Origin of the sequence: Pseudomonas sp. 1D4 (assembly GCF_001728925.1) — a bacterium.
GTDB lineage: Bacteria > Pseudomonadota > Gammaproteobacteria > Pseudomonadales > Pseudomonadaceae > Metapseudomonas > Metapseudomonas otitidis.
In genome coordinates this window covers 1-20,341 of the sequence record NZ_LXJQ01000014.1, presented here as the reverse complement: position 1 = coordinate 20,341, position 20,341 = coordinate 1, and the positions used below count along the sequence as shown (strand labels likewise).

Annotated in this window: 13 protein-coding genes; 7 read left to right on the top strand and 6 right to left on the bottom strand. The window is 70.7% G+C overall.

Annotated elements, in window-relative coordinates; translation table 11 throughout:
- The first annotated feature begins 160 nt into the window (after window positions 1–160).
- From ptsP to A7D27_RS09545, 3 genes are read left to right on the top strand one after another with little or no spacing between them, the layout of a single operon-like run.
- The gene (gene ptsP / locus A7D27_RS09555; RefSeq protein WP_069564719.1) at window positions 161–3,028 is read left to right on the top strand and encodes a phosphoenolpyruvate--protein phosphotransferase; all 2,868 of its coding nucleotides are present in this window, start codon (window positions 161–163) and stop codon (window positions 3,026–3,028) included.
- The gene (pfkB, locus tag A7D27_RS09550; RefSeq protein ID WP_069564718.1) at window positions 3,028–3,984 is read left to right on the top strand and encodes a 1-phosphofructokinase; all 957 of its coding nucleotides are present in this window, start codon (window positions 3,028–3,030) and stop codon (window positions 3,982–3,984) included. The genes ptsP and pfkB overlap by 1 nt, the downstream gene beginning before the upstream one ends.
- On the top strand, window positions 3,981–5,708 hold the full coding sequence (locus tag A7D27_RS09545; protein WP_069564717.1) for a fructose-specific PTS transporter subunit EIIC: 1,728 nt from the start codon (window positions 3,981–3,983) through the stop codon (window positions 5,706–5,708). The genes pfkB and A7D27_RS09545 overlap by 4 nt, the downstream gene beginning before the upstream one ends.
- A gap of 18 nt (window positions 5,709–5,726) precedes the next feature.
- On the opposite strand, the gene A7D27_RS09540 is transcribed toward A7D27_RS09545, so the two are convergent.
- On the bottom strand, window positions 5,727–6,671 hold the full coding sequence (locus A7D27_RS09540) for a LysR family transcriptional regulator (protein WP_069564716.1): 945 nt from the start codon (window positions 6,669–6,671) through the stop codon (window positions 5,727–5,729).
- Between the two features lie 258 nt (window positions 6,672–6,929).
- On the opposite strand from A7D27_RS09540, the gene A7D27_RS09535 reads away from it, so the two are divergent.
- Genes A7D27_RS09535 through A7D27_RS09520 form a run of 4 tightly spaced genes read left to right on the top strand, consistent with a single transcriptional unit; the run spans window position 6,930 to window position 11,653 of the window.
- Window positions 6,930–8,378 carry an efflux transporter outer membrane subunit gene (locus A7D27_RS09535; RefSeq protein WP_069564715.1) on the top strand — a complete coding sequence of 483 codons (1,449 nt, stop codon included), beginning with the start codon at window positions 6,930–6,932 and terminating at the stop codon, window positions 8,376–8,378.
- Window positions 8,378–10,561: an FUSC family protein gene (locus tag A7D27_RS09530; protein WP_069564714.1), complete on the top strand. Its 2,184-nt coding sequence runs from the start codon at window positions 8,378–8,380 to the stop codon at window positions 10,559–10,561. The genes A7D27_RS09535 and A7D27_RS09530 overlap by 1 nt, the downstream gene beginning before the upstream one ends.
- A 4-nt stretch (window positions 10,562–10,565) precedes the next feature.
- Entirely contained in the window at window positions 10,566–10,766 is a 201-nt protein-coding gene (locus A7D27_RS09525) for a DUF1656 domain-containing protein (protein WP_044406645.1), read from the top strand.
- An 11-nt stretch (window positions 10,767–10,777) separates the two neighbouring features.
- Complete coding sequence (locus A7D27_RS09520; protein ID WP_069564713.1) at window positions 10,778–11,653, top strand: HlyD family secretion protein; 876 nt, start codon at window positions 10,778–10,780, stop codon at window positions 11,651–11,653.
- Window positions 11,654–11,927: 274 nt separating this feature from the next.
- Here the strand turns inward: A7D27_RS09520 and A7D27_RS09515 are convergent, their stop codons facing one another.
- The 5 genes from A7D27_RS09515 to A7D27_RS09495 all read right to left on the bottom strand — a co-directional run bounded on the left by A7D27_RS09515 (window position 11,928) and on the right by A7D27_RS09495 (window position 19,833).
- Window positions 11,928–12,170, bottom strand: a complete 243-nt coding sequence (locus A7D27_RS09515) for a YheU family protein (RefSeq protein ID WP_044406564.1) — start codon at window positions 12,168–12,170, stop codon at window positions 11,928–11,930.
- Between the two features lie 47 nt (window positions 12,171–12,217).
- The gene (locus A7D27_RS09510) at window positions 12,218–14,971 is read right to left on the bottom strand and encodes a hybrid sensor histidine kinase/response regulator (protein ID WP_069564712.1); all 2,754 of its coding nucleotides are present in this window, start codon (window positions 14,969–14,971) and stop codon (window positions 12,218–12,220) included.
- A gap of 62 nt (window positions 14,972–15,033) precedes the next feature.
- Complete coding sequence (locus tag A7D27_RS09505) at window positions 15,034–16,227, bottom strand: osmoprotectant NAGGN system M42 family peptidase (RefSeq protein ID WP_069561127.1); 1,194 nt, start codon at window positions 16,225–16,227, stop codon at window positions 15,034–15,036.
- 62 nt (window positions 16,228–16,289) lie between these two features.
- A complete protein-coding gene (gene ngg / locus A7D27_RS09500; RefSeq protein ID WP_069564711.1) occupies window positions 16,290–18,053 on the bottom strand; it encodes an N-acetylglutaminylglutamine synthetase in 1,764 nt (587 codons plus the stop codon).
- A gap of 10 nt (window positions 18,054–18,063) precedes the next feature.
- The gene (locus tag A7D27_RS09495) at window positions 18,064–19,833 is read right to left on the bottom strand and encodes an N-acetylglutaminylglutamine amidotransferase (RefSeq protein WP_069564710.1); all 1,770 of its coding nucleotides are present in this window, start codon (window positions 19,831–19,833) and stop codon (window positions 18,064–18,066) included.
- Between the last annotated feature and the right edge of the window lie 508 nt (window positions 19,834–20,341).

The following is a 20,341-nucleotide window of genomic DNA, read 5'->3' as shown; positions in this document are numbered from 1 at the left end:
AGTGAAACGATTCAGCAAAGCCCTTGTCCAGATGTTCCCACGTCCTGCCTGGCGTGGTCACGGACCGCACGCACCTGCCCGGGCGCGATGGAAGGCAACCCCTAAGCTGATGCAGATGGCACAACGACAAGAGGGCCCCGAGGCCCGTTTGGAGGCACGCATGCTCGAACTGACCCCCGGACAGGTGTCCATGGGCCTGGCCGCGTCGGACAAGGCCGACGCCCTGCGCCAGGTGGCGCAGCGGCTGGTGGCGGACGGCCTGGCCGCCGACGGCTACCTGGCCGCACTGGAGGCCCGCGAAGCGCAGGGCTCCACCTGCCTCGGCCAGGGCATCGCGATTCCCCACGGCACCCCCGAGACCCGCCACCTGGTGCACGCCACCGGCGTGCGCCTGCTGCATTTCCCCGGTGGCGTGGAGTGGGGCGATGGCCAGCGCGTGTACCTGGCCATCGGCATCGCCGCCAAGTCCGACGAGCACCTGCGCCTGCTGCAACTGCTGACCCGCGCCCTCGGCGAGGGCGAGCTGGGCGAGGCCCTGCGCGCGGCCGAGAGCCCCGAGGCGATCCTCCAACTGCTTCAGGGCGCCCCCCGTGACCTGGCGCTGGACGACCAGTTGATCGCCCTCGGCAGCGAGGCCGAAGACCTCGACGAACTGGCCTTGCAAGGCGCCCGCCTGCTGCGTCGCGCCGGCTGCGTCGACAAGGGCTTCGCGGCAGCCCTGCTGCAGCGCGAGCCGCTGCCCCTGGGCGACGGCCTCTGGTGGCTGGACACCGACCAGGCCGTGGAGCGGCCTGGCCTGGCCTTCGTCGCCCCGGCGGCGGCCCTGCAGTACCAGGGCCAGCCCCTGGCCGGCCTGTTCTGCCTGGCGAGCCTGGGGGATGCCCACCAGGCCCTGCTGGAGCGCCTCTGTAGCCTGCTGGTGGAAGGGCGCGGCGGCGAGATCGTGCACGCCGTCTCCAGCCGTGCGCTGCTGGAAACCCTCGGCGGTGACTCCATCGCCGACTGGCCGAGTCTGCGCGTGCCCCTGGCCAACGCCCACGGCCTGCATGCCCGCCCCGCCAAGGAGCTGGCCCAGGCGGCCAAGGCCTTTGCCGGGGAAATCCGCATCCGTGTCGCCGACAGCGGCCAGCCCGCCGTCAGCGCTCGCAGCCTGAGCAAACTGCTGGCACTGGGTGTGCGCCGTGGCCAGGTGCTGGAGCTGCTGGCCGAACCGGCGATTGCCGATGAGGCCCTGCCGGCCCTGCGTGATGCCATCCTGGCCGGGCTCGGCGAAAGCGTTGAGCCGCTGGATGCAGCGCGACCCGAGGCACCCTCGGAAGCACCCGAGGCCCCAGTCGCCGGGCCCACCGCACCGCAGCCCGGCGAGGTGCTGGCGGCCGTGTCGGCGTCCCCCGGCATCGCCATCGGCCCGGCCCATGTCCGCGTGGCGCGGGCCTTCGACTACCCGGCCCGGGGCCAGTCCCCGGCGCAGGAGCGCCAGCGCCTGGAGCAGGCCCTGGCCCATGTGCGGGGCGAGATCGAGGCGCTGGTGGCGCGCAGCGAGGTCAAGGCCATCCGCGAGATCTTCGTTACCCATCTGGAAATGCTCGCCGACCCCTCCCTGGTGGAGGACGTGGACGCGCGCCTGGCCCGTGGCGAGAGTGCCGCTGCCGCCTGGAATGCGGTCATCGGCGAGGCGGCCCGCCAGCAGGAAGCCCTGCAGGATGCGTTGCTGGCCGAGCGTGCCGCCGACCTGCGCGACGTCGGCCGGCGCGTGCTGGCCCAGTTGTGCGGCGTGGAGGAGGTGCCCGAGCCCCGCGAGCCCTACGTGCTGGTGCTGGACGAAATGGCCCCCTCGGACGTGGCCCGCCTGGACCGCGAGCGGGTCGCCGGCATCCTCACCGCCCGGGGCGGCGCCACCTCCCACAGCGCCATCGTCGCGCGGGCGCTGGGCATCCCGGCGCTGGTGGGCGCGGGGGCGCGGGTGCTGGCCCTGGCGCCGGGCGCCATGCTGCTGCTGGACGGCGGGCGAGGGCGCCTGGTGGTGGAACCCGAGGCGGCGCTGCTGGAGCGTGCCCGCCAGGAGTGCAGCGAACGCGAGCGCCTGCTGCGCGAGGCCGAGGCCCACAAGCTGGAGCCGGCGGTGACCCGCGACGGCCATGCAGTGGAGGTCTGCGCCAACCTGGGCGACGCCCGGGGCGCGGCGGCGGCCGTGGCCCAGGGGGCCGAAGGCATCGGCCTGCTGCGCACCGAATTCATCTTCATGGCCCACGCCCAGGCCCCCGACCTGGCCACCCAGGAGGCCGACTACCGCCGGGTGTTCGACGCCCTGGACGGGCGCCCGCTGGTGGCGCGGACCCTGGATGTGGGCGGCGACAAGCCCTTGCCCTACTGGCCCATCCCCACCGAGGAGAACCCCTTCCTCGGCCTGCGCGGTGTGCGCCTGACCCTGCAGCGCCCGCAGGTGATGCGCACCCAACTGCGCGCGCTGCTGCAGGCCGCCGAGGGCCGGCCGCTGCGCATCATGTTCCCCATGGTCGGCAGCGTCGGCGAGTGGCGCCAGGCGCGGGACATGGCCCGTGAGCTGCTGGGCGAGCTGCCCCATACCGACGTGCAACTGGGGATCATGGTGGAGGTGCCGTCCGCCGCCCTGCTGGCGCCGGTGCTGGCCCGCGAGGTGGACTTCTTCAGCATCGGCACCAACGACCTGACCCAGTACGCCCTGGCCATCGACCGTGGCCACCCGACCCTGTCCGCCCAGGCCGATGGGCTGCACCCGGCGGTGCTGCAACTGATTGACATGACCGTGCGTGCCGCCCATGCCCACGGCAAGTGGGTCGGCGTGTGCGGCGAACTGGCCTCCGACCCGCTGGCGGTGCCGCTGCTGGTGGGGCTGGGGGTGGACGAGCTGAGCGTGTCCGCGCGCAGCATTGCGGAAATCAAGGCGCGCATCCGCGCCATGAGCCAGGCAGCCGCCCAGGAACTGGCCGCCGTGGCCCTGCAGGCCGAAAGCGCCGAAGCCGTGCGCGAACTGGCGGAGCGATTCTGATGGCACGCATCCTCACCCTGACCCTCAACCCCGCGCTGGACCTCACCCTGCGCCTGCGCCAACTGGTACCGGGCGCAGTGAACCGGGGCGATGCCCTGGTGGCCCACGCCGCCGGCAAGGGCCTCAATGTGGCCCAGGTGCTGGCCGACCTCGGCCACAGCCTGTCGGTGGCCGGCTTCCTCGGTGCCGACAATGCCCAGCCGTTCGAGGCGCTGTTCGCCCGGCGCGGCTTCCACGATGCCTTCGTCCGCGTCGACGGGGAGACCCGCAGCAACCTCAAGCTGGCCGAGGACGACGGCCGCATCACCGACATCAACGGCCCCGGCCCCGAAGTCGACGCGGCCGCCAGGGCCGCGCTGCTGGAGCGACTGGATCGCCTGGTGCCGGGCCACGACCTGGTGGTGGTGGCCGGCAGCCTGCCCCGGGGCGTGGACCCGGACTGGCTGCGGACGCTGCTGCAGCGCCTGCGCGGGCTGGGTGCCCGGGTGGCGCTGGACACCAGCGGCGCGGCACTGCGGGCCGGGCTCGACTGCGCGCCCTGGCTGGTGAAGCCGAACCAGGAGGAACTGGCGGACGCCTGCGGCCAGCCCCTGGATGACGCCGCCGCCCAGGCCGCGGAGGCCCAGCGCCTGCACGCGATGGGCATCGAGCACCTGGTGCTGTCCCTGGGCGCCGACGGGGTGCGCTGGTTCAACCCGGGCGGGGTGCTGGCGGCCTGTCCGCCCAGGGTGCAGGTGGTGAGCACCGTCGGCGCCGGGGATTCGCTGCTGGCCGGCATGCTGCACGGCCTGCTCAGCGGCTGGTCGCCGCAGCAGACCCTGCGCCACGCCACCGCCATTGCCGCCCAGGCCGTCACCCAGATCGGTTTCGGCATTCACGACCGGGTCCAACTGGCCGCGCTGGAAGGCGCCGTCACCCTGGTCGATGCCCCCGCACAGCACGAGGTCTCCCGATGAAACTCGCCCTAGTCACGGCGTGCCCCAACGGGGCCGTCACCAGCCTGATCAGCGCCCGCCTGCTGGACGCCGCCGCCCGCCGCCTGGGCTGGAGCACCTGCGTGGAGATGCCCGGCGGGGCGCCGCTGTCCGCCACCGACCTGGCCGCCGCCGACTGGGTGCTGGTGGTGGCCACCGGCGAGGTGGACCTGTCGCGCTTCAGCGGCAAGCGGGTGTTCCTCTCCAGCCCGGTGGAGGCGCTGCAGGCCCCCGAGCATTTCCTGCGCCGCGCCGAGGCCCGCGCGGCCCTGCGCGAGCCCTCCGAGGTCGGCGCCCGTGTCCAGCGGCCGCGCCTGGTGGCGGTGACCGCCTGCCCGACCGGGGTGGCGCACACCTTCATGGCCGCCGAGGCCCTCAAGCAGGCCGCCCAGCGCCTGGGCTACGACCTGCTGGTGGAAACCCAGGGGTCGGTGGGCGCCCGTGATCCGCTGCCGGCGGACGCCATCGCCCGTGCCGACGTGGTGCTGCTGGCCACCGACATCGAGGTGGACCTGGCGCGCTTCGCCGGCAAGCGGGTCTACCGCTGCGGCACCGGCGTGGCCCTCAAGCAGGCCGAGGCGACCCTGGAGCGCGCCCTGGCCGAGGCCCGCGAGCTGCAGGCGGAGGTCTCCTCCGGCCCTGCACCGCGTGCGGCGGAGAAGGGCGGCGAGGCCAAGGGCCTGTACAAGCACCTGCTCACCGGCGTGTCCTTCATGCTGCCGATGGTGGTGGCGGGGGGCCTGCTGATCGCCCTGTCCTTCGTCTTCGGCATCGAGGCGTTCAAGGAGCAGGGCACCCTGGCCGCTGCGCTGATGCAGATCGGCGGCGACACCGCCTTCAAGCTGATGGTGCCGCTGCTGGCCGGCTACATCGCCTATTCCATCGCCGACCGGCCGGGCCTGGCACCGGGGATGATCGGCGGGCTGCTGGCCGGCACCCTGGGGGCGGGCTTCATCGGTGGCATCGTCGCCGGTTTCATCGCCGGCTACTGCGCCCGCGCCATAAACCGCTGGCTGCACCTGCCGCAGAGCCTGGAGGCGCTGAAGCCGATCCTGATCATCCCGCTGCTGGCGAGCCTGGTGACCGGGCTGGTGATGATCTACGTGGTGGGCACGCCGGTGGCCGGCATGCTCGCCGCGCTGACCCGCTTCCTCGACGGCATGGGCGCCACCAACGCCATCCTCCTCGGCGTGCTGCTGGGCGGGATGATGTGCGTGGACCTGGGCGGGCCGATCAACAAGGCTGCCTACGCCTTCTCGGTGGGCCTGCTGGCGTCCCAGAGCTATGCGCCGATGGCCGCCACCATGGCCGCCGGCATGGTGCCGCCCATCGGCCTGGGCCTGGCCTGCCTGCTGGCACGGCGCAAGTTCGCCCAGAGCGAGCGGGAGGCGGGCAAGGCGGCGCTGGTGCTGGGGCTGTGCTTCATCTCCGAGGGGGCGATTCCCTTCGCGGCCAAGGACCCGTTGCGGGTCATCCCGGCCAGCATCGCCGGCGGTGCGCTCACCGGGGCGTTGTCCATGTACTTCGGCTGCAAGCTGATGGCGCCCCACGGCGGGCTGTTCGTGCTGCTCATCCCCAACGCCATCAACCAGGTGCTGCCGTACCTGCTGGCCATCGTCGCCGGCAGCCTGCTCACCGCTGTGCTCTACGCCCTGCTCAAGCCCGCCGCCGCGCCGGATCTGGTGCTGGAGAAGGCGGGCGCCTGAGCCCGTCGCCCGCGCCGCTCAACCGGCGCGGGCGCGAATCCCGGCCAGCTCCACCTCGTCCGCCTGCAGCGCGTCGGGCAGGGTCTCGCGCAGGTAGGTCACCCAGGTCCTGATCTTCGCGTCCAGGTACTGGCGCGAGGGGTAGAGCGCGTAGATGTTCAGGCACTGCAGGCGGTAGTGGGGCAGCACCGGTACCAGGGAGCCGTCGCGCAGTCCGTCCATGGCCGAGTACAGCGGCAGGACGCTGATGCCCATGCCGGAGCGGATGGCCTCGGTCATGGCATCGCCCACGTTCACCTGGAAGCTGGGGTTGCCGAGGGTGATCATCTGTTCGCCGTCGGGGCCGACGAAGTGCCAGCGGTCGAAGGGCATCACCGGGCTGATCAGCAGCAGGCACTCGTGCTGGGCCAGGTCCGCCGGGGTGCGCGGGGCGCCACGCTCGGCGATGTAGCCGGGGGAGGCGCAGAGGATGCTGTAGGTGGCGCCGATGCGCTGGGACACCAGCCCCGAGTCGGGCAGCTCGGTGGCGACCACGATGGCCACGTCCAGCCCTTCGTCCAGCAGGTCCGGCACCCGGTTGGCCAGGGTCAGGTCGAGGCTCACGTCGGGGTATTGCTGGCGGTAGCCGGCCATGGCGCGGATCACGTAGTGCTGGCCGATACCGGTCATGGAATGCACCCGCAGCCGCCCGGCCGGGCGCGCATGGGCGTTGCCGGCCTCCGCTTCGGCCTCTTCCACGTAGGCGAGGATCTGCTGGCAGCGCAGCAGGTAGCGCTGGCCGGCTTCGGTCAGGGCGATGCGCCGGGTGGTGCGGTTGAGCAGGCGCGCCTTCAGGTGGCCTTCCAGGTGGGCCACGGCGCGGGAGATGTTGGCGGTGGTGGTGCCCAGCTGCTGGGCGGCGGCGGTGAAGCTGCCGGTGTCGGCGACGCAGCTGAAGGCGCGCATGGTCTGCAGGGTGTCCATGGGGCGGCTCGGGGTGAGGGCTGGGGGCGCCATTATCACGCGGCCGGGCCGGCGGATTGTTACTGATCCGGTAATAGTCATTCACCGAATGCCCCGCTTATGCCGGTGCGGGCCGATCCCTAGAATCTGCTCCACCGGGCACCCGTCGGTGCCTGCTCTCCGCTCCAATCCAGCCACACCATCCCAGGACAGCCCACCGTGCCGCGTCGTCTCGCCAGAGGACTGAGGTCCGCCAGCGCCGTTGTCATTTTTTCAACAATGGCCGGTTGCCTTTCCACCCAGGGCATCGCCCCCTCCGAACAACGCCTGGCCCCCGACCACCTGCAACTGGACGCTGCCATCGCCCAGGCCGGGCAGGATGCCGGCTGGCCCCGGCAGCGCTGGTGGCAGGCCTTCGGCGACCCGCAACTGGACGCCTGGATCGACCAGGCCCTGGCCGGCAGCCCGAGCCTGGCCGAGGCCCGCGCGCGGGTGCGCATGGCCGCCTCCCTGGCCGGCGCCGCCAAGGCGGTGGAGTCGCCCCAGGTCGATGCCAAGGCGTCCCTCAGCCGCCACCGCTGGCCCACGGACTATTTCTACGGCCCGGGCGAGCTGGCCCGTACCACCACCTGGAACAACGACGCCGCCCTGGGGCTGAGCTACGCCTTCGACTTCTGGGGGCGCGAGTCCAGCATCGCCGAGCACTACCAGGGCCTCGCCCGCATGAGCGCCGCCCAGGCGCGCATGGCCCAACTGGAACTGGAGGGCAACGTGGTGCGGGCCTATGTGCAACTGTCCCTGCAGTACGCCGAACGGGATATCGCCCAGGCGCTGCTGGACCAGCAGCAGGCCATTCTCGACCTGGCCCGGCGGCGCCTGGCCGGGGGCCTCGGCACCCAGTTCGAGGTGGGCCAGGCCGAGGTGCCGCTGCCGGAGACCCGCCGCCGCCTGGAAGCGGTGGACGAGGCCATCGCCCTCAGCCGCAACCAGTTGGCCGCCCTGGCCGGCAAGGGGCCCGGTGCGGCGGCCGCACTGCGCCGCCCGAGCCTGTCCCTGGCGGCCCAGCCGGACGTGCCGGCGCGCCTGCCGGTGGAACTGCTGGGGCACCGCCCGGACCTGGTGGCCAGCCGCTGGCAGGTGGCCGCCGAAGCCCGCGGGGTGGACGCGGCGGAGGCCGACTTCTACCCCAACGTCGACCTGGTGGCGAGCGTCGGCTACAACGCCGTGGGCGGCGGCATGCTGGAGTTCCTCCGGGGGCAGAAATTCAACTACGGCATCGGCCCGGCGCTGTCCTTGCCGATCTTCGACGGTGGCCGGCGCCGGGCCCTGCTGGGCGAAGCCTCGGCGTCCTACGACGCGGCCGTGGCGCGTTACAACGGCACCCTGGTGCAGGCCCTGCGGGACGTGTCCGACCAACTGATCCGCGTGCGCAGCCTGGCCCGCCAGCAGCAGTTGGCCGACGACTCGGTGGCCGCCGCGCAGCACACCTACGAACTGGCCACCCAGGCCTACCAGGGTGGGCTGACCGACTACCTCAACGTGCTCAACGCCCAGACCCGCCTGTTCCAGCAGCAGGAGGTGGCGCAGCAGGTCCACGCCGGTCGCCTGGCGGCCCACGCCGGCCTGGTGATCGCCCTCGGTGGCGGCCTGGGTGAGCCGGACCAGGCGCCGGACGACGCCCACCTGCTGCCCGAGCGGGTGCCGTTGCGCACCCCGGAGGCACGCTGATGGCCGCCTCCCACGGCGGCCTGCGCCTGCCGGATGCCGAGGCCTGGCGCCGGGCCTTCTTCGAGTGGGCGCGCAGCGACGGCGTCACCTGGGTCTACATCGGCAAGGTGCTGCTGGCGGCGCTGGTCACCCTGTGGCTGGCGATGCGCCTGGAGCTGCCGCAGCCGAGCACGGCGACCATCACGGTGTTCATCGTCATGCAGCCGCAGAGCGGCCAGGTGTTGGCGAAGGGCTTCTACCGCATCCTCGGCAGCCTGGTGGGGCTGACGGTGATGGTGGCGTTGATCGCCCTGTTCGCCCAGGAGCGGGTGCTGTTCTTGCTGGTGTCCTCGCTGTGGATCGGCCTGTGCACCGTGGGCGCGACCCGCTACCGCGACTTCCGCTCCTACGCCTGCGTGCTGGCCGGCTACACCGCTACCCTCATCGGCCTGCCCGCCACCACCCACCCGGAAGCGGCATTCATGCAGGCGCTGTGGCGCATCCTGGAGATCGCCCTGGGCATCGGCTGCGCCAGCCTGGTGAGTGCGCTGATCCTCCCGCAGACCTCCAGCGCGGCCATGCGCAACGCCCTCTACCAGCGCTTCGGTGCCTTCGCCGCGTTCGTCCTGGAGCACCTGGACGGCGGCGACCGCCAGCGCTTCGAGGCGTCCAACGTGGCCTTCGCCAGCCAGGCGGTGGGGCTGGAGGCGCTGCGCAGCGCCACCGGCTTCGAGGACCCGCACATGCGCCTGCGCAGCGGCCGGCTGTCACGCCTGAACAGCGAGTTCATGGCCCTGACCACCCGTTACCACGCCCTGCACCAGTTGCTCGCACGGCTGCGGGCCCAGGGCGACGGCACCGTGCTGCAAGCCCTGGAGCCGTGCCTGGCCGGCGTGCGCGAGGTGCTCGGGCCCTGGCGCGAGCGCCCGCTCACCGACCAGGACGCCCTGGCCCTGGCCGAGCGCCTGGAGGACCGCCGCCAGCAGCTCAAGCAGCGCATCCGCGATGCCCGCGCCCGGCTGCTCGCCGCCGGTGCCGACGAGGCCCAGCGGCTGGACTTCGACACCGCCGCCGAACTGCTCTACCGCTTCGCCGATGAGCTGCAGGGCTACACCCGCACCCATGCATCCCTGGCGTCCCACCGCCACGCGCGGGAGAACTGGAAGCCGTCCTTCGCCGCCAAGGCCAGCTCCCTGGCGGCGCTGGTGGCCGGGGCGCGCACCGCGCTGATGGTGCTGGTGTTCGGCCTGTTCTGGATCGAGACCGCCTGGCCCAGCGGCAGCAGCTTCGTGCTCAATGCTGCCGCCGTGGCGGCACTGGTCTCGGCGGCGCCCAACCCGGCGCGGATGGCGATGCAGATGGCCATGGGCACGGTGCTGGCGGCCATTCTCGGCTTTACCGTGACCTTCTTCGTGCTGCCGCACCTGGACGGCTTCCCGCTGCTGGCCCTGGCGGTGGCGCCGGTGTTCGCCTTCGGCGCCTTCCTCTCGGTGCGCCCGCAGTGGGCGGGCTACGGCCTGGGGCTGTTGGTGTTCTTCAGCTTCGGCGCGATCCCGGCCAACCTCACGGTCTACGACCCGGGGCGCATGCTCAACGAGTACCTGGCGCTGATCCTCGCCCAGGCCCTGGCGGCAGTGGTCACGGCGGTGATCCTGCCGCCCACCAGTGCCTGGCTCTGGCGGCGCCTGGAGCGCGACCTGCGCCAGCGCGTGGTGCTGGCCACCAGCGAGCGTGGCGAGTTGCTGCCGGCGGCGTTCGACAGCGGCACGCGGGACCTGCTCAACCAGGCCTATGGCGTCGCCAGCGGGCGGCCCGAGGTGCAGCGCGGCCTGCTGCGCTGGACCTTCCAGGTGCTGGAGGTGGGTCACGCCGTGCTGGAGCTGCGCCGCGAGCAGGCGTTGCTGCCGGCAGCGCCGTGCTACGCCGAGGACCAGCCCTGGCGCCAGGCCGTGCGGGCCATGGGCCGGGCCCTGGCGCGGCTGTTCATGAAGCCGGGGGCGGGCAACCTGGAGCGGGCCCGGCTGGCGGTGGAACAGGCCATCGACGCCGTGCGCGCCACCGAGGAGCCCGGCGGCGCCGACTTCGAGCAGTCCCGCCTGCGCCGCGTGCTCAGCTACCTGCACTTCATCCGTACCTCCCTGCTGGACCCGCAGTCGCCCCTGCGCGGGTCCGCCCCTGCCGGAGCGCCTGCCCATGCTGCCTGACAGCCTGCCCCGCGAGATCGCCTTCCACGGCGTCTACATGCCGACCCTGACCTTGCTGTTCATCGCCACCGCGCTGGCCTGCTGGGCCCTGGACCGGGTGCTGGCCGCCGCCGGCCTGTACCGCTTCGCCTGGCACCCGGTGCTGTTCCGGGTGAGCCTGTTCGCCTGCCTGTTCGGCGGGCTTTCGTTGTTCGTCTACCGTTGATCGAGCCCACCATGACCCTCAAATCCGTCTTCAGCCTGCTGGCGACCCTTCTCGTCCTGCTCCTGGCCGTGTTCATCGGCCGCACCCTCTGGGTGAACTACATGGACAGCCCCTGGACCCGCGACGGCCGCGTGCGCGCCGACATCATCAACGTCGCGGCGGATGTGTCCGGCGTGGTGGTGGAGGTGCCGGTGGCCGACAACCAGCGGGTGAAGAAGGGCGACCTGCTGATGCGCATCGACCCCGAGCACTACCGCCTGGCGGTGAAGCAGGCCGAAGCCCAGGTGAACGCCCGCAAGGCGGTGCTGGACATGCGCCGGCTCAGCGCCCACCGCCGCGCGGCGATGGACGAGCAGGTGGTCTCCCGCGAGAGCCTGGACGACGCCAGCAACACCGCGCTGGCCGCCGAGGCGGACTACCAGCAGGCCCAGGCCAACCTGGAGGCGGCCCGGCTGAACCTGGCCCGTACCGACGTGCGCGCGCCGGTGGACGGCTACGTGACCAACCTGACCGTGCACGCCGGTGACTACGCGCGCATCGGCGAGGCCAAGCTGGCGGTGGTGGACGAGACGTCTTACTGGGTCTACGGCTACTTCGAGGAAACCAAGCTGCCGCACATCGCCGTGGGCGACCCGGCGGAGCTGCAACTGATGAGCGGCGAGCGCCTGGAAGGCCACGTGCAGAGCATCGCCCGCGCCATCTACGACCGCGACAACCCCCAGAGCCGCGAGCTGGTGGCCGACGTGAACCCCACCTTCAACTGGGTGCGCCTGGCCCAGCGGGTGCCGGTGCGCATCCACATCGACAAGGTGCCCGAGGGTGTGCTCCTGGCCGCCGGCATCACCGCCACGGTGATCGTGAACCCGGCCAATGGCGCAAACCCGTAGGGGCAAATTCATCCTCCCAGCGACGCGGGGCGTGATCGCCCGTAGCCCGGATGATCGTGCGCCCGACCTGTAGGGACGAACTCACCCGCCCAGCGACGCGGGCGTGACCGGCGGTAGCCCGGGCTTCAGCCCGGGAAGAAGTGAGCCGGCGCTTCACCTGGGCATTTCACACGGGATACCGGCGTGGCCCTGGGCTGAAGCCCAGGCTACGGGGGCTCCTGGCCGCACGCCCGTGATCGGCTTCAGCCCGGGGAGAGGTGGTTGAGCCGGCGCATCACTCGTCTTCGTCTTCCACCAGCAGTTCCCTGGGCACTTCGCTGCGCAGCATCAGTTGGCATTGCTGGCTGTCGGGGTCGAAGAGGATGACCGCCTGCTTCTTCTCCAGGGCCTTGCGCACGCGGGCGACGCGGGTGTCGAGCGGGGTCTCGTCGCCGTTGTCGGTGCCGTCGCGGGTGACGAAGTCCTCGATCAGCCGGGTCAGGGTCTCGGGTTCCAGCAGGTGGTGGGGGATGAGCATGGGTGGGCCTCGTGGAGCGGGGGCGCGATCGTAGCACCTGCGGGTGTTCAGCTCTCGTCTTGCACGCGCTGGCGCGCCAGGTGGTGGTCCAGGGTGGCGTAGAGCTGGTGGGCGTCGAGGGGCTTGCCGAGGAAGTCGTCCATGCCGGCTGCGGCGCCGGCTTCGCGGTGCTCGTCGAAGATGTGCGCGGTGAGGGCGATGATGGGCACCGGGGCCAGGTGACGGTTGCGCTCCAGTACGCGGATGCGGCGGGTGGCCTCGAAGCCGTCCATTTCCGGCATCTCGCAGTCCATCAGGATCAGCGAGATGCCCTGCGGGTCACGCTCGTACTCGGCCACGGCGGCCACGCCGTTGGCCACGGTGCGCACCCGGTAGCCCTGGCGCTTGAGGAAGTTCTGCACCACCAGTTGGTTCACCGGGTTGTCCTCGGCCACCATCACGCAGGGCGCGCGGTCGGGCTCAGGGTGCTGAGGCGCGGGGGCTGGTGCGGGCATGGCCGGGTGTTCGCTGTAGAAGTCGAGCAGAATCTGGCGCAGCGGCAGCACCGCCAGCGGCTGGGCCATGGCCAGAAGCTGCAGGCCGTCGCTGGGGGGCAGGTTCTGGCACTGCTCGGGCGGACACAGCAGCAGCACGCGCTGGCCCTTGGCGAGGCTGGGTCGCAGGCTGTCGAGCCAATGGGCGACGCTGCCCGGCCAGGGCGCCATCAGCACCAGCAGCGGTGGCACGGTGAAGTCTTCCAGGTAGTCCTGCAGGCGTTCCGGGTCCTGGCAGCGCTCGGTGCGCATGCCCCAGCGGCCCAGCAGGCGGCCCAGGGTGTCCAGGCCAAGGCCGTCGAGGGAGGTGAGCAGGGCGGTACGGCCATTCAGCAGGGCCGGCAGCTCGTCGTTTTCCTCCACGGCTTGCAGGGGCAGGTCGAAGGAGAACCGGGTGCCCTGGCCGGGGGTGCTCTGCACTTCGATGCGGCCGCCCATCATCTCCACCAGCTCCTTGCTGATGGCCAGGCCCAGGCCACTGCCGCCGTAGCGGCGGGTGGTGCTGGAGTCGCCCTGGGCGAAGGAGTCGAACAGGTGGGAGAGGGATTCGGTGCCGATGCCGATGCCGCTGTCGCTGATGGCGAACACCAGGCGTGGCTTGCCCAGGCTGTTGTTGCGGCAGCTGACGTTGAGGGCGACGTGGCCTTCGGCGGTGAACTTGAGGGCGTTGCTCAGCAGGTTCATGAGGATCTGTTTGAGTCGTGTGGGGTCGCCCTGGATGCGCCGGGGCACGCCGTTCTCCAGGCTGACGTAGAGGCGCAGACGCTTGTCCAGGGCCTGGGCAGTGAACAGGCTGAGGGCGTCGGAGACCAGTTGCTCCAGGTCGAACTCGATGTGCTCCAGGGTCAGCTTGCCGGATTCGATGCGGGCGTAGTCGAGGATGTCGTTGATCACGGCCATGAGCGCGGTTCCCGAGCTGGAGATGGTGTCGACGTAGAAGCGCTGGGTGCGGTCCAGCGAGGTGTCCTTCAGCAGGTGCAGCATGCCCAGCACGCCGTTGAGCGGGGTGCGGATCTCGTGACTCATCTTGGCCAGGAAGCGGCTCTTGGCGCGGCTCTCGACGTGGGCCTGCTCGGCGGCCTGGCGCGAGCGGTAGCCTTCTTCCTTGAGGGTGTTGATGCGGTCGGCGAGGCCGATGGACAGGGTGATCAGCTCGATGGTGACGCCGATCTTCACTGCCGTGGCGCCAAAGATGCCCAGCACCTCCACGCCCAGGGAGCCGGTGGTGGCCTGGATGAAGGCGAACAGCATGACCCCCCAGGCCAGGGTGTAGTAGGAGCCGTAGCGCACGCCGCGCCGCCAGACGTAGATGCCGGTTGCCAGCAGCAGCAGGGACACGGCCAGGAGGGTGAGGCTGGCGAGGATGTTCCAGGCCGGCAGGCCCACCAGCGGGGCGGATACGAAGGCCAGCAGGATGAACAGCATGGCGCCGCGCAGGCAGTTGTCCAGACGCGGGAAGTAGGCGCGCGCGTGGAGGAAATAACGGCTGAACTGCACGGCGGTGAGGCAGTGCAGGTACATGAGGATGTAGATGCTCACCGATTGCAGGGCGACATGTTCGGGCAGCAGCTTGAACAGCATGCCGTCGAAGCAGGCGGCGAGCAGGCCGACGTTGAGGTTGTAGGCCAGGTACCAGAGGTAGGCGGACTCGCGCAGCGAGAGGTAGAGGAACAGGTTGTAGAAGAACATGGCGAACAGCACACCGTAGAAGGCGCCGTTGAACCCCATGAAGTTTTCCTGGGCCGCGGCACTGGCGCCGTAGGTGCTGAAGAACAGCGGCAGGAACAGCGTGCTGGTGCTCTCCACCCGCAGCAGCACGGTGCTGACCCCCGGCTGCACCTCCAGGGGGAACCAGAAGTTGCGCACCTGCACCGGGCGCTGGGCGAAGGCGAAGCTGTCGCCGGTTTCCTGCACGCTGATACGGTCGTCGGGGCCGTAGGCATACAGGCGGATGTGATCCAGCAGCGGGTAGTTGACTTCCAGGTAGCCGGCCACCGGATGCGGACGGCTGTTGACCAGGCGGACCTTGAACCACCACACCGAGGCGTTCTTGCCCAGGTTGGCGTGTTCGCCGTGGACGGGGGTGAAGGCCTCGTCGGGCAGATGGCGGACCCGATCGGGTGCGAGGCTGCCATCGGGGTCTTCGAGGTAGGCGGCGAAGGGGCTCAGGGACAGGCGTAGTTCATCACGGTCGAGAGGGGCGCCCTGCAGCGCCCAGACCGGTCCGATGACGCACAGGAGCAGAAGCGCCAGACAGAGGCGAGGCATCCGTTGATCCCATCGTTTTTATCGCCTGTGGCCTGGCACTTTGCCCGTATGCGCGGTGGCCTTCAAGCGTCGTTATCGCCCTTGCCTATGAGGCTTCCGACGGTCGGTACGCGGGTGTCGTTCTCCATCTGCGCGCTGTGCTCCAGTTGGTGGCTGAATGGCTCCAGGGAGTGCTGGGCGGTATCGGCGTCGCTGGCGAACACCGGCGGGCTCATGAGGTAGGCGCCGAGCAGGCGGGTCATGGCCTCCAGGCTGTCGATGTGGGTGCGCTCGTAGCCGTGGGTGGCGTCGCAGCCGAAGGCCAGGAGGGCGGCGCGGGTGTCGTGGCCGGCGGCGATCGCCGACTGCGCGTCGCTGTGGTAGTAGCGGAACAGGTCGCGACGAACTGCCACGGCGTTCTGCTCGGCCAGCTTCAGCAGGTGCCGGGAGAGGTGGTAGTCGTAGGGACCGGAGGAGTCCTGCATGGCGACGCTGACGGCGTGCTCGCTGGAGTGCTGGCCGGGCGCAACGGGGGCGATGTCGATGCCGACGAATTCGCTGACGTCCCAGGGCAGGGCGCCGGCGGACCCGGAGCCGATCTCCTCGGTGATGGTGAACAGCGGGTGGCAGTCGATGGGCGGCACCAGCCGCGCCTCGCGGATGCCCTTGAGGGCGGTGAGCAGGGCGGCGACGCCGGCCTTGTCGTCCAGGTGACGGGCGCTGATGTGGCCGCTCTCGGTGAACTCCGGCAGCGGGTCGAAGGCGACGAAATCACCGACGGACACGCCCAGGGACTCGCAATCGGCGCGGGTCGAGCTGTAGGCGTCCAGGCGCAGCTCTACGTGGTCCCAACTGATGGGCATGCTGTCCACCTCGGTGTTGAAGGCGTGGCCGGAGGCCAGCAGCGGCAGCACGCTGCCGCGGATCACCCCGCTCTCGGTGAACACGCTGACCCGGCTGCCCTCGGCGAAGCGGCTGGACCAGCAGCCCACCGGGGCAAGGGCCAGGCGGCCGTTGTCCTTCACCTGGCGGACGATGGCGCCGATGGTGTCCAGGTGCGCGGCGACGGCGCGGTCGGGGCTGTTCTGGCGGCCGGCGAGGGTGGCGCGGATGGTGCCTCGGCGGGTCAGTTCGAAGGGGATGCCCAGCTCATCCAGGCGTTCGGCGACGTAGCGCACGATGGTGTCGGTGAAGCCGGTGGGGCTGGGAATGGCGAGCATCTCCAGCAGCACCTTCTGCAGGTAGGCGAGGTCGGGGTCGGGAAGCGTCTGGCTCATGGTGGCTCCTCTGTGGGGGGGGGCGCGGGCCGGGGCGGCGGTGGGGCCGGCGGCCGGCACGTTCAGGGGGTGCCCGGTTGGCGGCTGAGCGGGAACAGCAGGTCGACGAAGCGTTCGGCGGTAGGTTGCGGCTGGTGGTTGGCCAGGCCGACCCGTTCGTTGGCTTCGATGAAGACGTAGTCGGGCTGGTCGGCGGCGGGGACCAGCAGGTCCAGCCCCACCACGGGGATGTCCAGCGCGCGGGCGGCGCGCAGGGCGGCATCGGCCAGGGCCGGGTGGAGGATGCCGGTGACGTCCTCCAGGGTGCCGCCGGTGTGCAGGTTGGCGGTGCGGCGCACGGCCAGGCGCTGGCCGGCGGGCAGCACGTCGTCATAGCCGTGCCCGGCGTCGCGCAGGGTGCGCTCGGTCTCCGCGTCCAGCGGGATGCGGCTTTCGCCGCCGGTGGCGGCCTGGCGCCGGCGGCTCTGCGCCTGGATCAGGGCGCGGATGCTGCGCTGGCCGTCGCCGACCACTTCGGCGGGGCGGCGCAGGGCGGCGGCCACCACCTCGAAGCCGATCACCACGATGCGCAGGTCCATCCCCTCGTGGCAGCTCTCCAGCAGCACGCGGCTGTCGTAGCGGCGGGCTTCGGCGATGGCGGCCTCGACGTCCTCGATGCGGCGCAGGCCGACGGCGACGCCCTGGCCCTGTTCGCCATCCACCGGCTTGACCACCAGGGTACCGTGCTCGGCGAGGAACGCGGCGTTCTCTTCGCGGCTGCCGGCCAGGCGCTGGGCGGGGAGGTTGAGGCCGGCCCGGGCGAGGGCGCGGTGGGTGAGGGTCTTGTCCTGGCAGAGGGTCATGCTCACGGCGCTGGTCAGGTCCGACAGCGATTCGCGGCAGCGCACGCTGCGGCCACCCTGGCTGAGGGTGAAGAGGCCGGCGGCGGCATCGTCCACGCGCACTTCGATGCCGCGCCGGTGGGCCTCGTCGACGATGATGCGGGCGTAGGGGTTGAGGGTCTGCTCCGGGCCGGGGCCGAGGAACAGCGGCTGGTTGATGCCGTTCTTGCGCTTGATGGCGAAGGTGGACAGGTCGCGGAAGCCGAGTTTGGCGTAGAGCGCCTTGGCCTGGCGGTTGTCGTGCAGCACCGACAGGTCGAGGTAGGCCAGGCCCCGGCTCATGAAGTGCTCCACCAGGTGACGCACCAGCGCCTCGCCTACGCCGGGTCGGGCGCATTGCGGGTCCACGGCCAGGCACCAGAGGCTGGAGCCGCCTTCCGGGTCCTGGAATGCCTTGCGGTGATTGAGGCCCATCACGCTGCCCACCACCTGGCCACTGGCAGGGTCCTCGGCCAGCCAGTAGACCGGCCCGCCCAGGTGGCGCGGGGTGATGGCGGTCGGTTCCACGGGCAGCATGGCGCGGCTGCGGTAGAGCTGGTTGATGGCTTGCCAGTCCTCGTCGCTGTGGGCCCGGCGGATGCGGAAGCCGCGGAAGGCACGGCGCGCCGGGCGGTAATCGGTGAACCACAGGCGCAGGGTGTCGGAGGGGTCGAGGAACAGTTGCTGCGGCGCCTGGGCCAGCACCTGCTGGGGCGCGGCGACGTAGAGGGCGATGTCGCGCTCGCCGGGGCTTTCGGCCAGCAGCTCCCGGGCCAGGCTGGCCGGGTCGGCATAGGTGTGGCCGAGCAGCAGGCGGCCCCAGCCGCAGTGCAGCATCTGCACCGGGTCTTCCGGGGGCGTCTGGTGTTCTTCCGCCAGGCGTGCCTGCAGGCGCTCGTAGGAGGGGGCCTGGCCGCGCATCAGGCGCTGGCTGTGCAGGTAGGGCTGGCCGGTGTGGGCTTTCATGTCTCTCTCCTTAGATTCCCTGTTCGTTGAGCCAGAGGTTGAGGGCCGCCAGTTGCCACAGGCGCGAGCCCCGCAGCGGGGTGAGGTCCTCCTCGGGGTGGGCCAGCAGCCGTTCCAGGCTGGCGCGGTTGAACAGCCCCCGGTCGTTGCCGCCTTCCAGCAGCAGCTCGCGCACCCAGTCGCGGGTGCGGCCCTGCAGGTGCTTGAGGCCGGGCACCGGGAAGTAGCCCTTGGGCCGGTCGATCACGGCGTGAGGGATGACCTGGCGGGCCACTTCCTTGAGCACCTGCTTGCCGTCGTCGCCCAGCTTGAAGCGCGACGGGATGCGCGCCGACAGCTCGGCCACGCGGTAGTCGAGGAACGGCACGCGGGCTTCCAGGCCCCAGGCCATGGTCATGTTGTCGACCCGCTTCACCGGGTCGTCCACCAGCATCACGGTGCTGTCCAGGCGCAGGGCCTTGTCCACCGGGTCGTCGGCGCCGGGGCGGGCGAAGTGCTCGCGAACGAAGTCGCCGGCCAGGTCGCCGGTCTGCCAGGCGGGCATCACCGTGTCGCGGTACTCGGCGTGGCTGCGGTCGAAGAAGGCGTTGCGGTAGGTGGCGAACGGGTCGCGGCTGTCCACCAGCGGCGGGTACCAGTGGTAGCCGCCGAACAGCTCATCCGCGCCCTGGCCGCTCTGCACCACCTTGCAGTGCCGGGACACCTCGCGGGAGAGCAGGTAGAAGGCGATGCAGTCGTGGCTGACCATCGGCTCGCTCATGGCGCGGAAGGCGGCCGGCAACTGCTCGATGATCTCGTGCTCGCCGATGCGCAACTGGTGGTGGCGGGTGCCGTAGTGGCGGGCGATGAGGTCGGAGTACTCGAACTCGTCGCCACGCTCGCCCCCGGCGTCCTGGAAGCCGATGGAGAAGGTCAGCAGGTCCTTAACGCCGGCTTCGGCCAGCAGGCCTACCAGCAGGCTGGAATCCACCCCGCCGGAGAGCAGCACGCCGACGTCGCGGGCGGCGCGTTGGCGGATGGACACGGCCTCGCGCAGGCTCGCCAGCAGGCGGTCGCGCCAGTCCGCCAGTTCCAGCCCGGCTTCGTCGGCATCGTGGCCGTAGGCCAGGCTCCACCAGGTGGCCTGGTCGCGGTTGCCCTGGGCGTCGACCATCAGCCAAGTGGCGGGCGGCAGCTTCTCGATGCCCTTGACCAGGGTGCGCGGCGCCGGCACCACGGCGTGGAAGCTGAGGTAGTGGTTCAGCGCCTCGGGGTCGAGGCTGCCGTCGATGTCGCCGCCCTTGAGCAGGGCCGGGAGGCTGGAGGCGAAGCGCAGGCGCTCGCCGGTGCAGGACAGGTACAGCGGCTTGATGCCGAGGCGGTCGCGGGCGAGGAACAGGCGCTGGCTGCCAGGCTCCCAGATCGCCAGGGCGAACATGCCGTTGAGGCGCGGCAGCATGTCCTTGCCCCAGGCATGCCAGGCCTTGGCCAGCACCTCGGTGTCGCCGCTGGAGCGGAAGTGGTAGCCCAGCGCCTGCAGCGCTTCGCGCAGTTCGGGGAAATTGTAGATCGCGCCGTTGAAGCTGATCGCAAGCCCCAGGTCGGGCTCGACCATGGGTTGGGCGGAGCCGTCGGACAGGTCCATGATCTTCAGCCGACGGTGGCCGAGGGCGACCGGTCCCTGGCTGTGGAAACCCCAGGCATCCGGCCCGCGCGGGGCCATGTGGTGGGTGATGCGTTCGACCGCAGCCAGGTCGGCGGGTCGGTTATCGAAACGTAGTTCTCCAGAAATGCCGCACATAGTTCCTTACCGGTGTGTCCGTTGGGGAGGGTGCACCGCGAGGGTGCATAGGGGTCCGACAGGGGTATGTGCGATCGGTTCAGATCGATTGGTTATAGGGTTGGCGGAGGTGGTGGCGCTTCTGTGGGCGTGGCTGAACAAGTTAGACGTTTGCGGTTTCTGTTGGTCGCCGGGGACTGGAGTCGTCAAGCACCTGATAGTGGGTGCTAATGGATTCCATATTTGCGTAGCAGTTGTTCTGGGTTTGAAAGGCCAGCCCCCAAACCCGGCTTATAGGCGCTGGCCCAACTTGAACGCTGTGCCGGTACAACCTGACACATTGAATCGGAAAGGTCTGAATGGGCTGCTGGGGAAATTGATGCAGTAAAGCTGTAGGACGAAGATTGGCCCCGCCGCGGGCAGGACCTTCATCTCATTGTTACGTTTTAAGATGCTATATAGATTAGCTCAATGATTTCCCCGGGGGTAATTGTTTTTTTCATCCACTGCTCGCATTCCGAGTTCTGGG